Origin of the sequence: Microbacterium sp. LMX7-1.2 (assembly GCF_040675935.1) — a bacterium.
In the GTDB taxonomy this organism is placed as follows: domain Bacteria; phylum Actinomycetota; class Actinomycetes; order Actinomycetales; family Microbacteriaceae; genus Microbacterium.
Genome location: NZ_JBEGIL010000001.1, coordinates 2,971,739 through 2,985,278, shown reverse-complemented (window position 1 = coordinate 2,985,278; position 13,540 = coordinate 2,971,739). Strand labels below are relative to the sequence as shown.

General features: G+C 70.0%; 8 protein-coding genes. All 8 read right to left on the bottom strand.

Annotated elements, in window-relative coordinates; all coding sequences use genetic code 11:
- Positions 1–9: 9 nt before the first annotated feature.
- Positions 10–291 carry a 30S ribosomal protein S19 gene (rpsS, locus tag MRBLMX7_RS14575; protein ID WP_017201589.1) on the bottom strand — a complete coding sequence of 94 codons (282 nt, stop codon included), beginning with the start codon at positions 289–291 and terminating at the stop codon, positions 10–12.
- Positions 292–303: 12 nt separating this feature from the next.
- Positions 304–1,143 carry a 50S ribosomal protein L2 gene (gene rplB / locus MRBLMX7_RS14570; protein WP_050722497.1) on the bottom strand — a complete coding sequence of 280 codons (840 nt, stop codon included), beginning with the start codon at positions 1,141–1,143 and terminating at the stop codon, positions 304–306.
- Between the two features lie 21 nt (positions 1,144–1,164).
- A complete protein-coding gene (gene rplW, locus MRBLMX7_RS14565; protein WP_017829206.1) occupies positions 1,165–1,488 on the bottom strand; it encodes a 50S ribosomal protein L23 in 324 nt (107 codons plus the stop codon).
- Positions 1,485–2,147, bottom strand: coding sequence for a 50S ribosomal protein L4 (gene rplD, locus MRBLMX7_RS14560; RefSeq protein WP_050722496.1), 663 nt, complete (start codon positions 2,145–2,147; stop codon positions 1,485–1,487). The genes rplW and rplD overlap by 4 nt, the downstream gene beginning before the upstream one ends.
- 2 nt (positions 2,148–2,149) lie before the next feature.
- Positions 2,150–2,809 carry a 50S ribosomal protein L3 gene (gene rplC / locus MRBLMX7_RS14555; RefSeq protein ID WP_050722495.1) on the bottom strand — a complete coding sequence of 220 codons (660 nt, stop codon included), beginning with the start codon at positions 2,807–2,809 and terminating at the stop codon, positions 2,150–2,152.
- An 8-nt stretch (positions 2,810–2,817) separates the two neighbouring features.
- Complete coding sequence (gene rpsJ / locus MRBLMX7_RS14550; protein ID WP_017201594.1) at positions 2,818–3,126, bottom strand: 30S ribosomal protein S10; 309 nt, start codon at positions 3,124–3,126, stop codon at positions 2,818–2,820.
- Between the two features lie 859 nt (positions 3,127–3,985).
- Positions 3,986–4,198: a hypothetical protein gene (locus MRBLMX7_RS14545; protein ID WP_050722494.1), complete on the bottom strand. Its 213-nt coding sequence runs from the start codon at positions 4,196–4,198 to the stop codon at positions 3,986–3,988.
- Positions 4,199–4,326: 128 nt separating this feature from the next.
- The gene (locus tag MRBLMX7_RS14540; RefSeq protein WP_363369548.1) at positions 4,327–13,458 is read right to left on the bottom strand and encodes an isopeptide-forming domain-containing fimbrial protein; all 9,132 of its coding nucleotides are present in this window, start codon (positions 13,456–13,458) and stop codon (positions 4,327–4,329) included.
- Between the last annotated feature and the right edge of the window lie 82 nt (positions 13,459–13,540).

Genomic DNA, 13,540 nt, shown 5'->3' with positions numbered 1-13,540 from the left:
GCCCCCGCGTCAGCGGCGGCGGCCCTTCTTGTCGTCCTTCTCGTGGCCGCGGAAGGTGCGGGTGGGCGCGAACTCGCCCAGCTTGTGGCCGACCATGGTCTCGGACACGAACACAGGGATGTGCTTGCGTCCGTCGTGGACCGCGATCGTGTGACCCAGCATGGCCGGGATGATCATGGACCGGCGGGACCAGGTCTTGATGACGTTCTTCGTGCCGGCTTCGTTCTGCACGACCACCTTGCGAAGCAGGTGCTCGTCGACGAAGGGGCCCTTCTTAAGACTGCGAGGCATCTTCTCTTACTCCTACTTGCGCTTCTTGCCGGCGTTGCGACGGCGCACGATGTACTTGTCGCTTTCCTTGTTGGCGTGACGGGTGCGACCCTCAGCCTGGCCCCAGGGGGAGACGGGGTGACGTCCACCGGACGTCTTGCCCTCACCACCACCGTGCGGGTGGTCGACCGGGTTCATCGCGACACCGCGCACGGTCGGGCGGACGCCCTTCCAGCGCATGCGGCCCGCCTTGCCCCAGTTGATGTTCGACTGCTCGGCGTTGCCGACCTCGCCGATGGTCGCGCGGCAGCGCGCATCGACGTTGCGGATCTCACCGGAGGGCAGACGCAGCTGGGCGAAGTTGCCGTCCTTGGCCACGAGGCGCACCGAGGCACCGGCCGAACGCGCCATCTTCGCGCCGCCACCGGGACGGAGCTCGATCGCGTGGATGACGGTACCCGTCGGGATGTTCTTCAGCGGGAGGTTGTTGCCCGGCTTGATGTCGGCGCCTGCACCCGACTCGACGATGTCGCCCTGCTTGAGCTTCGCCGGCGCGAGGATGTAGCGCTTCTCGCCGTCGAAGTAGTGCAGCAGCGCGATGCGTGCGGTGCGGTTGGGGTCGTACTCGATGTGAGCGACCTTGGCGTCCACGCCGTCCTTGTCATTGCGACGGAAGTCGATGACACGGTACTGGCGCTTGTGGCCACCACCGATGTGACGGGTCGTGATGCGTCCCTGGTTGTTGCGACCACCGGTCTTGGCGAGCGGGCGCAGCAGCGACTTCTCCGGCGTCGATCGGGTGATCTCGGCGAAGTCAGCCACCGACGAGCCGCGACGGCCCGGGGTCGTGGGCTTGTACTTGCGAATAGCCATGATTGTCCTTTATCCCCCGGATCAGCCGATTGCCGTGAAGATGTCGATGGTGCCCGACTTCAGGGTCACGATGGCGCGCTTGGTGTCCTTGCGCTTGCCGGTGCCGAAGCGGGTGCGACGAGCCTTGCCGACGCGGTTGAGGGTGTTGACCCCAGCGACCTTGACGCCGAAGATCTTCTCGATGGCGAGCTTGATCTCGGTCTTCGAAGCGCGCGGGTCGACGAGGAAGGTGTACTTGCCCTCGTCGATCAGACCGTAGCTCTTCTCGGACACGACCGGCTTCAGGATGATGTCGCGCGGGTCCTTGTTCAGGGCCGTCTGGAGAACAGATGCCTGCTCGCTCATGCGGAGACCTCCTGGTTGGCGCCGGTCTTCGAGGCGATGAAGCCCTCCAGAGCGGCCTGGGTGAAGACGATGTCGTCGGAGACGAGCACGTCGTAGGCGTTGAGCTGGTCGAACGTCAGCACGTGGACGTGGCCGAGGTTGCGGAGGCTCTTGAGCGCGAGCTCGTCGCCGCGCTCGGTGACCACGAGGACGTTCTTCGACGTCGCGACCTGGGCGAGGAAGCTCGCCGCGGCCTTGGTCGAGGGCGTGCCCTCGGCGCCGAACGTGTCGATCGCGTGCAGACGGTCACCGCGGAAGCGGTCGCTGAGCGCGCCCAGCAGGGCGGCGGCGATCATCTTCTTGGGGGTGCGCTGCGAGTAGTCGCGCGGCTTGGGGCCGTGCACGATGCCACCACCGGTCATGTGCGGCGCGCGGATGGAGCCCTGACGGGCGTTACCCGTGCCCTTCTGCTTGAAGGGCTTGCGGCCGGCACCGGAGACCTCGCCACGACGCTTGGTCGAGTGCGTGCCCTGGCGTGCCGCCGCGAGCTGCGCGACGACGACCTGGTGGATGAGCGGGATGTTCGTCTTGACGTCGAACAGCGCGGCGGGAAGCTCGACGGAGCCTGCCTTCTTGCCGTCTGCCTTGAGGACGTCGAGCGCGAGAGTCGAGTCAGCCATGATCAGGCACCCTTCACTGCGTTGCGGACGTAGACGATGCGGCCGCGCGCACCGGGGACGGCGCCCTTGACGAGCATGAGTCCCTTCTCGGCGTCGACGGCGTGCACCGTGAGGTTGAGGACGGTCACACGCTCGCCGCCCATACGGCCGGCCATGCGCATGCCCTTGAAGACGCGGCTCGGGGTCGACGATGCGCCGATGGAGCCGGGCTTGCGGTGGTTGCGGTGCGCACCGTGCGATGCCGAGACGCCCTTGAAGTTGTGGCGCTTCATGACACCGGCGAAGCCCTTGCCCTTGCTCGTGCCGACGACGTCGACGAGCTGGCCGGCCTCGAACGTGCCGTCGACCGTGAGCTCCTGGCCCAGGGTGTAGTCACCGGCGTCCGCGGTGCGGACCTCGGTGACGTGACGGCGCGGCGTGACGCCTGCAGCCTCGAAGTGGGCGGAGAGCGGCTTGTTGACCTTGCGGGGGTCGATCTGACCGTACGCGATCTGCACGGCGTTGTAGCCGTCCTTCTCGGGGGTACGGATCTGCGTGACCACGTTCGGGGCGAGCTCGATGACGGTGACGGGAACGAGCTTGCCGTTCTCGTTCCACACCTGGGTCATGCCGAGCTTGGTGCCCAGCAGGCCCTTGGAAACCTTGGAGTTGATGTCAGCCATGTCGGACCTCAGAGCTTGATCTCGATGTTGACGTCGGCCGGCAGGTCGAGGCGCATCAGCGAGTCGACGGCCTTGGGCGTCGGGTCGACGATGTCGATCAGACGCTTGTGGGTGCGCATCTCGAAGTGCTCGCGGCTGTCCTTGTACTTGTGGGGCGACCGGATAACGCACACGACGTTCTTCTCGGTCGGAAGGGGCACGGGGCCGACGACGGTCGCGCCCGCACGGGTCACGGTGTCGACGATCTTGCGTGCGGACGTGTCGATGACCTCGTGGTCATACGACTTCAGGCGAATGCGGATCTTCTGTCCCGCCATTGTCTGCTCTCTCTCTTTAGGCGTCTTACCGTCCTGGGCCGGGTGACCCAGGGGCATTGGACGCACGTCGGCGCTGTTCGCGCCTCGGCACTCGAACGGCTCCGGGGAGCCGGCCTGCGCACCACTGTTCTGCTGTCAGCCCGCACGCCTCTCGACGAGCGGATGCCGACCCCCGCCGCGCACGGCAGGGCCCTCGGGATGAGGGTGTCGGGGGTGTTCTGCCACCCGCGGCCTAGGTCCCTGCGCTCCCGCGCCGCCTATGCACTGCCCTGGTGGTGATCCGGCGCACGCGCGAACGCCGCCGAAATGTCGAACCTGTCTATTCTGCCACGGCGGATTTCCGTTCCGCAAACCCGGGCGTGTCGCGCGGGCTGAGCATCCCCTGAGGATGTCCGACTGCGGTCGTCGAGCGAGCGCGGAATGCGCGATCGGATGGCTCAGCGACGAGGTGAGAGCGGGGCGAGGCATCCCCATGCCTCGCCCCGCTTGGGGAGGGCGTTCAGTGCGAGGGGGCACACCGAACGCGAGGACACCGGCGTGAAGGGACGCCGGGTTCCTCGACCGAGGGCGCGGCGAGATGACCGCCGCGCAGGCGGGAAGACGCCAGGGCGCACAGAGTGCGCGCGTCGCACGATGATCCCCAAAATCGCTTTCCCCAGTTTGACGCGGCGAACCGCGTGATGTCAGGACGTCGAACCCCTTCGACATCCTTCGACCGCAAGATCCCCAGGCGGTCGTGTCCATCATAGGGGACTAGACCGCCGAAGCGCGAGAGCGCGACTCGAGAATATCGATGCACCGGTACACGGGAACGGCGGCCCTCCCCCGGAGAGCCGCCGTCCGCCGTCGCGTGACGGTCCTACTCGTTGCCGACGGCCTTGTCGGCCTGGTCGCGGATCTCGTCGATCTTGTCCGCGGCGCCGGGAGCGATCTTCTTCGCGAAGTCCGCGACGCCGTCGAGCACCTTGTCGCTGATGTCCTCGGCCTGCTCGCTCTTGACCGCATCCGCGATCTTGTCCTTGTTCTGCTCGTACAGGTCCTTGCCCTTGTTGACGACGTCATCGATACCCATGGCGGGCCCCCTTTTCGTTGATCGGAGCGGTGGAACTCCCGCGCCACGTTCATTCTGCACGGCGCGCACGGGGCGCGGAAGAGGGGTGGCCCCGCCCGGAGGACGCGCACCACCCCTCGCCCGACGCGTCAGTCCGCTCGCCGTGCGCCGGCCGCGCCGACCCGCCGGCGGTGGATGACGAGCGCGACCCCGCAGACCACCAGCAGCAGTGCGATGAGCACCAGGGTCCAGACGGGCCCTGCGCCGGTGGTCGCGAGCGCGTCGGCCGCCGCGACCTCCGCCGCGGCGCTCGCGACCAGCCGCGCACCGTCGAGCTGCTCGGAGGGCGAGTCGACCGTGACGACGTTCACGACCGACGGGAACGCCGCCTGATCGACGCGGACGTGGAGCGTCAGCGTGACCTCGCTATCTACCGGGATGCCGTCATGAAGCGTCCAGGTGACGGTCCGACCGTCCACTGAAACGCCGCCGTCGGGCGAATCGGCGAAGGAGAGGCCTGCGGGCAGCGCATCCGTGACGACGACGGGTCCCGGATCGGCGGTCGGGCCGTCGTTGCGCACGACGATCTCGTACGTGGAGGTCTTCCCGACCTGGAAGGTCCCGATCGCGGTCTTGGTCGTCGAGAGCGCCACCATCGCGGGCACCGAGACGGCGTCCTCGACGCGGTTGTCCTCCGGGGTCCGGTCGGGATGCTCGTCCGTGATCTCCGCAGCAGTCACAGCTGCCGTGTTGACCACCTCGGGATACGCCGCCACCTGCACGCGCGTCACGATCTCGAGATCCGCGGACTCGGCACCCGGCGCGATCGCCGGCGCGTAGCGTGCAGTCACGCGGGTTCCCCCGGCGGGGTCGTCCACATCGATCGGCTCGACGGACTCCACGGTCCAGCCCGCTCCGACCGGGTCGCCCGGCGCGGTCAGCACCTCCAGCCCCGCCGGCACGGTGTCGACGACGACGACGTCCGTCGCCTCGGACGGGCCGGCGTTGCGGACCTGCAGCGTGAACGGCAGCTCGTCGCCGATGCGCACCGCTCCCGCGTCGTGGCGCTTGAGGATCGCGAGGTCCACCTCTCGGGCGGCCGTGACGTCGGCGGTGTCCGTGTCGTTGTCCGCGTGGGAGTCCGGGGTTCCCGACGACACCGTCGCCGTGTTCCTCAGGACGGCCCCGTGCACCACGGCGGCGTCGACGTGCGCCTCGAACTCGATCGTCGGTGCGGACACCCCGCTCCCGAGGCCCGCCGCGGAAGGGATCAGCGCGAAGGTGACCGACCGCGGGTCCGTGTCGTCGACCGACGCGGACCACAGGTCGGCGGCAGCGCCCGTGAGCGCGACGAACGAAATGCCGTCCGGCAGCCGGTCGACCACCGAGATCGGGCCGATCGCGTCGCTTGCACCGAGGTTCTCGACCGCGATGCGGTAGCGGACGTCCTCCCCCGCCACGGCCGCAGCTGTCTCCTCGCCCTCCGTCGTGATCGCCGTCTTGACGAGCCGCAGGTCGGCGTCGGTCGTGACGTCGATCCGCGCGGAGTCCTCGTCCTCGTGCGGCGAGGTCGATCGGCTGTCCGTCCACGTCAGCGTCGCGGTGTTCGTGAGAGCCGTGCCGGTCGGCACGTCCGATCCGATCCGCGCGACGACCGTGATGGTGCTCTCGCCGACCGGGTGCTCGGCGCGCAGGCAGCTCTGGGTGCCGTCGTCGCAGGTCCATCCGTCACCCGCGATCGACACGGCGGTGAGCCCCGTCGGGAGCACGTCGGCGACGAACGCATCGGCGACCGAGGGGCCGTCGTTCGCGATCGTCAGGGTGTACGCGACCTCGGTCCCCGCGATCCACGGTCCGGCAGCCGCATCCTTCACGATCGACATCTCGGCCAGACGCACGATGTCGATCGCCGCCTCATCGTGGTTGTTGCTCGGATCGACGTCGTCCGTTCCGGTGACGTCCGCCGCGTTGACGAGCCGCTGCACGCGGACATCGGCGTCGACCGCTGCCGTGACCTCGATCACGATCGTCTCGCCGGTCGCGAGGGTGTCGGTGCCGGTGAGCGCCGCCCAGGAGATCGACCGCTCGTCCGTGCTGACGATCGCGTCGGCATCCGACGCAGTCGCCCCGGCCACGGAGATCGTGGACGACACGTAGGCGAGCCCGGCGGGAAGGCGGTCGTCGACCGTGATCGGTGCGCCGGAGATGCTCGGGCCGCGGTTGGTCACGGTCAGCAGGAAGCGCGTCTGCGTGCCGGCGGTCACCTCGGGGACGACGCCCTCGGCCACCGGTACGCCGGCCGCGTCGAGCGCCTGCTTGACGATCGACAGGTCGGCGACGCGGTCGGATGCCGTGGAGTCGCCGTCCCGCGGGACGTTGGTGGCGTTCTCCCCCTCGGCCCGCGCCTGGTTCTCCACCTCGGAGCCCGGAGCGAGTGCGGCGTCGACCGTGTAGGTCACGACGAAGGATCGCGTGTTCCGACCGGAGGCCGCGGGCACGGCCCCGTCCACGGTGAACGTGTCGAACGTGCCGGGGCCGGCCGTGCGGGTCCACGCGCCCGACTCGTCCTGCACGGACGCGAAGACCAGCATGTCGGGGACCTCGTCCACGACACGGACCTCGCGCGCATCGGCGGGCCCGTTGTTCGTCACCACCACGCGGTAGCTGATGGTCTCGCCGGCGAGCACAGCGGGCAGAGCGGTGCCGAGTTGTCCGGCATCCTTCCACGTGCCGCCGTCGAGCACCACGCGCGTCTTCGTGATCGCGAGGGTCGTGTCGTCGCCGGGCGTGACCGAGACGTCGCCCCGGTCGTTCGTCGGCGTCGGGTCGGTCGTGATCCCCGGCGCGACGGTGGCGGCGTTGCGGATCTCGCCACCGGTCCACGAGGAGTCGATCGTGCCGGTGAGCGACAGGTCCTGGGCGGGGCCCACGGCGAGCTGCGCCCCGAGGAACGTCCAGGTGATCGTGTCGCCGGATGCAGCGGGCCATCCGTCCGACGCCGTGACGCTCCACGCCGTGAGACCCGCGGACGGATCCGCCACTCCGCTGATGCCTGCGGGGATCGTGTCGGTCACGGTGATCGGCGACGAGGTGGTCGCCAGCGCCACGGACGGACCGTTGTTCCGCACCTTGATGCTCCAGGTGATGGGTCGTCCCGCTGTCGGCTCGGCCGTGTTCACGGTCTTCGTCACCGCGAGGTCGGCGGCGCTGGAGATCTCCTTCGACGCGGTGGCGGTGTTGTCCTTCGCGATGTCCTCGGGTCGCTCGAACGTGCGGGTCGTCACCGAGGCGGTGTTCGACGCCGTGCCGGTGGCCGGAGCCTGTACGGCGACGTTCGCCAACAGCACGATGCGGTCGCTTCCGTCGGCCTTGAGAGTGCGAGCGCGGTCGCCGACCACGAACGGATCGCTCGCCGTGCCAGTGCCCGACAGCGTCACCGCGACGCCTGTCGTGTCGGCGGCGCTGGAGTGGTACCGCGCGGTGAACCCGCCGGTCGTCACTCCCGCGGGGAGGTCGACGGCGTCGGTCACGAGGAACGGCCCGCTCGCGGCATCCGGCCCCTGGTTCGTGACGGTGATGCGCCACTGCGGCTGGGCGTAGCCCGCCCGAGCCGTCTCGCCCGCGGTCCAGGCGCCGTTCGAGTCTCCGCCGATCGCCTCCTTCGCGACACGCAGATCGGCGCGAGCGATGTGCGCGGATGCCGCGGCGTCCGGACCGGCGTAGGAGCCGGACGCGTTGCGCGTCGCTCCGGTCGTGTCGGTCGCCACTCCGCCGACGGTGTTCCGGTGGTCGATCGAGAGACCGGCGCCGGGATCCGTCACCGCGCCGGGGTGCGGCACGGTCGCGAAGGTCACGAGCAGCGTGCGCTGCGACTCGGCGGCCCCGCCGGTCGTCCCGGGGAGCAGCGGCTGCCCGGTCGACGACCCGAGAGCCCAGGTCAGCACCTGACGGCCGTCCTTCGCGGTCACGACGGGCGCGGCCAGATCGACCGGAGCCTGCGTACCCACCGTGAGGCGCGGCACGACCGTGGCGTCGTACTCCCAGTTGGCGGGCAGCGTGTCGGTCAGCGTGATCGTCTGCGCCTCCCCCGTCCCGGTGTTGCGCGCCTGGAGGGTCCACGAGAAGGACTCCCCGACGAACGCCTCGCTGCCCGAGGCGACGCGCTTGCTCAGCGCGACCTGCGGGAAGCGCGGGGTGATGTCCGCGGCGCTCGATGTGTTGGTCGCGAGGATCGCGCCGCCACCCGGTCGAGATCCGGTGCCCGGACGATAGGTCCATCCGCCGGTCTCGGCGGACTCGTAGCGTGTGACGACGGCACGGTTGCCGAGCGCCCCGGCGCCGAGGGACTCGGCCGGCACGAACGTGCCGCGGTAGACGAGGTCGATCGTGTTCGCGCCCGCCCGATTGTTCAGCGGACCCGCGAGCGTCCAGGTGATCACGCCACCGCGGCCCTCGCGCAGTGCGGTCTCGTCCGAGAACGTCGCGCCGGCGAATGCCGACTGCGTGGTGTCGATCCGGATGCCGCGGTCCACGGTGTCGGTGACGACCACGCCGTACGCGGGCGCGGTGCCGACGCCGGTCGCGTTGCTGACGCGGATCCGGTAGGTGAACGACTGCTCGGGACCGCCGGTGGAGGCGGCGCCGTAGGCGCTGTCATCCGCACTCGTGTTCTTGACCGCCTTGGCGATCGTGACGTTCGGGTTGAGGATCGTGAGCGGCGCGGTCGCGGTCTGCGTGCGGCGGTCGGACGACGTCGTCGAGCCGTCGACCTTGCTCCACGCGAACGTCGCGCTGTTGATCGGCGCCGCCGACGTCACGGCCGTCGTGATCCGCGCCTGGTACGTCACGGTGATGGACCGGGCGGACGTCCAGGCGAGCACGTCGTCGGACGAGATCGTCCACGACAGCGCGCGGCCGTCGACCGTCGGCGCGCCGATGACCGGGGCGTCGGGGCCGCCGGCCCATTGCACGGTCTGCGTGGTCGTCCCGTCGGCGAGGAACTCGACGCCGGCCGGGAGGGTGTCGCGCAGCGTGACGTCGTAGAAGTTGGTGTTCGACGGGAGGGATGCGGTCACGGAGTACGTGACGACGTCGCCGACGGCGGCCCCGGTGGGGCCGACCTTCTTCTCGATCGACGCCTCGGGCATCTTCACGGTGGCGGTGGTGGAGCGCGTGTACGTGCCGCGACGATCCGCGGTGTCTCCGTCGGTGCCGACGGCGAGGGGCAGCGTGTACCCCGTGAGCTCGGCGCGGTTCACGAACTCGGAGCCGCCGCCGGCGTGGGCCTGCACCGTGCCGAGGTATGTCAGCGTCGGCGCGACGTCGTCACCGCGCACCGCAGGGATCGTCCACTCGATGAGCGTTCCCGTGCCGGAGCCTCGGGCGATGGCGGTGGACGCAGAGCCGCTGCAGTCCTCGTCGAGGATGCGAGCGGATCCGACCGTCGCGCTGAGGGCGCTCGGGGTGACCTCCTGCGGCACGCAGTCGATCACGACGACGTCGTACAGTGCCGGACGACCCGAGGCATTGCTCGCGGTGAGCGTGTACGTGACCGTGCCGCTGGCCGACACCGTCGCGGAGGAGGTGGTCTTGCGCAGCGTGGGCGAGGGTTCGACGAACTGCGCGGACGCGGTGTCCGTGCGGGTCAGCCGGGCGCCGCCCGTCGCGTTCGGGTCGAGGAAGGTCAGACGTGCGGTGTTCGTGAGCGCCGTGCCGTGCGCGATGTCGGCTCGCGAGCCGCCGTCGGCCGAGGCGTCCTTGTCGGTCACCCACACCGTGATGCGTGCGCGGAAGGTCTGCGGCGCGGACGTCGCGTTGGTGTAGACGTCGGGGAAGGTGAGCACGCCGTGCGACTCCCCCGCGCGCTCGGAGGCACGGAAGTCGTTCGAGCCGGCGCCGATCGCGAGAGGAGCGCCGGAGGGACCGAAGAACGCCGCACTGCCCTCGACGTAACGGTAGGCCGTGGACCCGGAGCCGGGCGAGATGCCGAGCCGTCCGTCATCGGAGAGGATCGCGCCCCGAACCGTGGTGCGCGCCGGGATGGTCACGGAGTACTCGAACGTGGCCTGCTCGCCCTGCACGATCTGCGTCGCGCCGTTGCGCGTCCCGTCGCCGAGGTCCACGACGCCGGCCGCGGCATCCGCGGTCGGAGCCACCTCGGTGGAGACCAGCTTCTTCTCGATCACCACATCGGGCAGGTGGATCTCGGCGCTGTCGACGGTGTCGACGTCCGAGGCCGCCACCTCGCCGTCGCGCGGCGTGCGGTTCGTGAGCTGCTGAGCCCCGCCGTCGCGCTGCGGCACGACCGTCGTCGTGCGGCTCGGGGTGTTCTCGACGGCGTAGCTCACGATGCCCGCGGTGTTCGTGTAGCTCTGGGTCAGCTGTGCGGCATCCCCTCCGCCGACGATGCCTGCGGGGACCGTGAGCGTGTAGCCGAGACTCAGACCGCGGACGCGGGCGGAGGTCGTGTCGGTCGCGGCGACGGACCCGGCGAGGGACGCGTCGACGGTCCAGGCGATCACAGAGCGGTCGCCGAGAGCCGGGTCGAGCGCGATGCCGTCGGGCAGCGTCTCCCCCGCGTCGTACGCGGTCGCGGAGTACTGGGCGCTGGAGAGCGCCGAGGTGGCGCCGCCGTCGTAGCGCTCTGCGGAGTAGGCCGAGACGTCGGCCTTCTTCACGCCGGCCGGGAGGACGTCCCACACCACGTAGTCGGTCGTCGTGTTCTGCGGGGTCGTCACGTCGATGCGGTACTCGACCGCGTCGCCCTGCACGACCTGCCTGGTCTCGACGCGGGAGCCGAAGTCCGCTCCGATGACCGTGCCGCCGATCGCGCGGATGCCCTTGGTGAGCGTCGCCCCCCAGTCGAGGTCGATGCCGGCGTCGTCGCGGAGGAAGGAGATCTCGCCGTCGACGTTCACCTGCTGGTACTTGGCGTGGTTGAGGGGGCTGTCGACGTCGTCCTGCGAGGCGGACTGCGCCTGCACCACTCCTCGCAGATACACCGTGACGGCGCTGCCGGCGGGCATGAAGCGGTCGCCGCTGCCGCTGCGGTTGTGCGCCCCGAACTCCCAGGAGAGCGAGGTACCGGTCGCCGCGGTGTCGGGGATGTAGGCGGTCGGGAACGAACCGCTCCCCCAGGCGGTCGGGGTCGTGACGTCGGCGAATCCCGGGATGCCGCGGTAGGCGTAACGGAGCTCCGCGAGCTCGACGCCCTCGGGCAGATAGTCGGTGAGGATCGGATTGCGGGTGTCGATGCCCGTCGCGAACGGCACGACGAGGCGGTACCAGACGTCGTCGCCCGGAGAGAACGGCGCGGTGCTCTCGGCGGACCACGTCGCCCCGGCATCCGTCGGCGTCTGCCCGCGTTCGAGGACGGTCTTCTCGAGTGCGGTGAAGCGCGAGGTGATGAGCGCCGAGGAGTCGTCGAGCACGCGTCGCACTCCTCCGACGCGGTCGCGGAGCGCGGGGTCGTTCGCGATCGCCGCGATCGGGGTCGTCTCGGCCGCGACCTGCACCGTGTTGAGGAAGCGGTCACCCGAGCTCGTGCCTCCGTTCGCTCCCGTGTAGTTCGGGCGCTGCATTACGGCATATCGGCCGGTGTAGGACGAGTCCGCGGCGAGGTCGGCCACCGCGAAGGTCACGGTGAAGGTGCCGTCGCCCGGCGCGTACGTCATCGACGTGAGCGTGAGACCGTCCGAGAGCTCGGCTCCGCGCGCCTCGGTCGGGAAGTTGCAGGCGTCGCCCGGGATCTCGGCGTTCCACTCCGCCGCCGTGACGGATCGATCGCCGATCCTGAGCGCGACATCCGATCCCGAACCGGGGAACGCCGGGCAGAGCCCGTTCGGGATGACGTCCGTGAGCACGATGTGCGAGGCGTCCACGTACTCGCTGACGTCGACGCGCACGGCGTAGGCGGCGACCGCCCCCGTGTCGAACAGTCCACCGGTCTCCACGCTCTTCACGACGCGGACGTCGACCGCCTCGATCACCTCGTCGTCGTCATCGCGCGCGGCGCGGAGCGCGGGATCTCCACCGAGAACCGGCCCCTGGTACGTGCCTGCGACCGCCGCCACGTTGCGGAACGACTGCGCGGACTCCGCAGCGTCGGCCCCGCCGTGGCGCGTGGATGCACCGGTGTTGTTGTCGAGGTTGGCCGCCTGGGCACCGGCCGAGACATCGGGCGCGGTTCCGTCCCACAGCGCGTTCGCGAAGAGGGGCACCGCGGCGTGGTAGCGGATCTCGGCTGTGGCGCCGGGCGCGAGGTCGCCGAGCGACCAGACCACGACCGTGTAGACGCCGGCCCCGGGAAGGCCGAGGGCGTTCGCCCGGGCGGCGTCGATCCGCACCGTGTCGACGGACTCCGTCGCCGTGACGCCGCCGACCAGCGCGGGCGCGCCGTCGTACTCGACGCCCGCGGAGTTGTCGCCCGTGGCCAGGCCGAGGTACTCCAGACCCGCCGGAAGGTAGTCGGTGACGGTGACACCGGTGGTCGCACCACGAGTCGTGTTCTCGATCTTCATGGTGTAGGTCGTCACGTTGCGGTGCACACCGCGCAGGAGCTCGCTCTCGACGCTCGGCTCGTCCTTGACGATGCGCACCGCCTGAACGGGAACGTCGTCGGTCGCGGTGCCGGCACCCGAAGTGTGAGTGCTGGTGCGGGCGACGCTGGGCGAACCGTCGTAGGTCGGCAGACGCGAGGGATCGCCGCTCGTATAGGCGCGGACCGAGAATCCGATCTCGCCGCCTACCGGGTAGAGGTCACTGATCGGGGCGATCGCGATGCTCGAGGAGACCGTGGCTCCCTGCGGGAGGTCGTTGACGTTCGACCACACCCACACCTGCTGACCGGCGGGCACCGCGCAGAGCGGAGTCTCGGGAGAGTCGACGAGACCCTCCGCCGCACAGTCGCTCGCCGTGGTCCGGGAGCGGTTCGGCAGCGTCTCACCCTCCGCATACACGACAGGCGTGCCGAAGGATCCGCCGGAGACGAATGCGACGGATGCCGGCAGGGTGGCGACCAGGCTGAGGTTGAACTGCGCACCCCCGTCGCTGTTGCGCACGGAGACGTCGAAGGCGACGTCCTCGCCCGCGAGCACGAAGTCCTTGCCGGCTCCGGACGGGTCGACGTTCTGCGTCGTCACCGTAGGGGCCCAAGGGGCCGCTGCCGCCGTCTGCGCCGTGACCCCGAGGGCGAGCGCCCCGGTGACGAGCGAGACGACGGCGGTGACGGCCGTCAGTCTCCGGGCGCGCTGATCGAATTTCCGACGCAGGGTCGAACGCATGCTGAAACTCCCCTAAGACCCCGCACACCACTCCCCGATGTGCGGGCACTCCCCTCGCGCATGCACCGGGCGAGCACATCAG

Excerpts from the sequence above, each read along its gene's own strand:
- MRBLMX7_RS14545 (WP_050722494.1), bottom strand. The coding sequence starts at position 4,198 with ATGGGTATCGATGACGTCGTCAACAAGGGCAAGGACCTGTACGAGCAG.
- rplD (WP_050722496.1), bottom strand. The coding sequence starts at position 2,147 with ATGGCTGACTCGACTCTCGCGCTCGACGTCCTCAAGGCAGACGGCAAG.
- rpsJ (WP_017201594.1), bottom strand. The coding sequence starts at position 3,126 with ATGGCGGGACAGAAGATCCGCATTCGCCTGAAGTCGTATGACCACGAG.
- rplB (WP_050722497.1), bottom strand. The coding sequence starts at position 1,143 with ATGGCTATTCGCAAGTACAAGCCCACGACCCCGGGCCGTCGCGGCTCG.
- rplC (WP_050722495.1), bottom strand. The coding sequence starts at position 2,809 with ATGGCTGACATCAACTCCAAGGTTTCCAAGGGCCTGCTGGGCACCAAG.
- MRBLMX7_RS14540 (WP_363369548.1), bottom strand. The coding sequence starts at position 13,458 with ATGCGTTCGACCCTGCGTCGGAAATTCGATCAGCGCGCCCGGAGACTG.
- rplW (WP_017829206.1), bottom strand. The coding sequence starts at position 1,488 with ATGAGCGAGCAGGCATCTGTTCTCCAGACGGCCCTGAACAAGGACCCG.
- rpsS (WP_017201589.1), bottom strand. The coding sequence starts at position 291 with ATGCCTCGCAGTCTTAAGAAGGGCCCCTTCGTCGACGAGCACCTGCTT.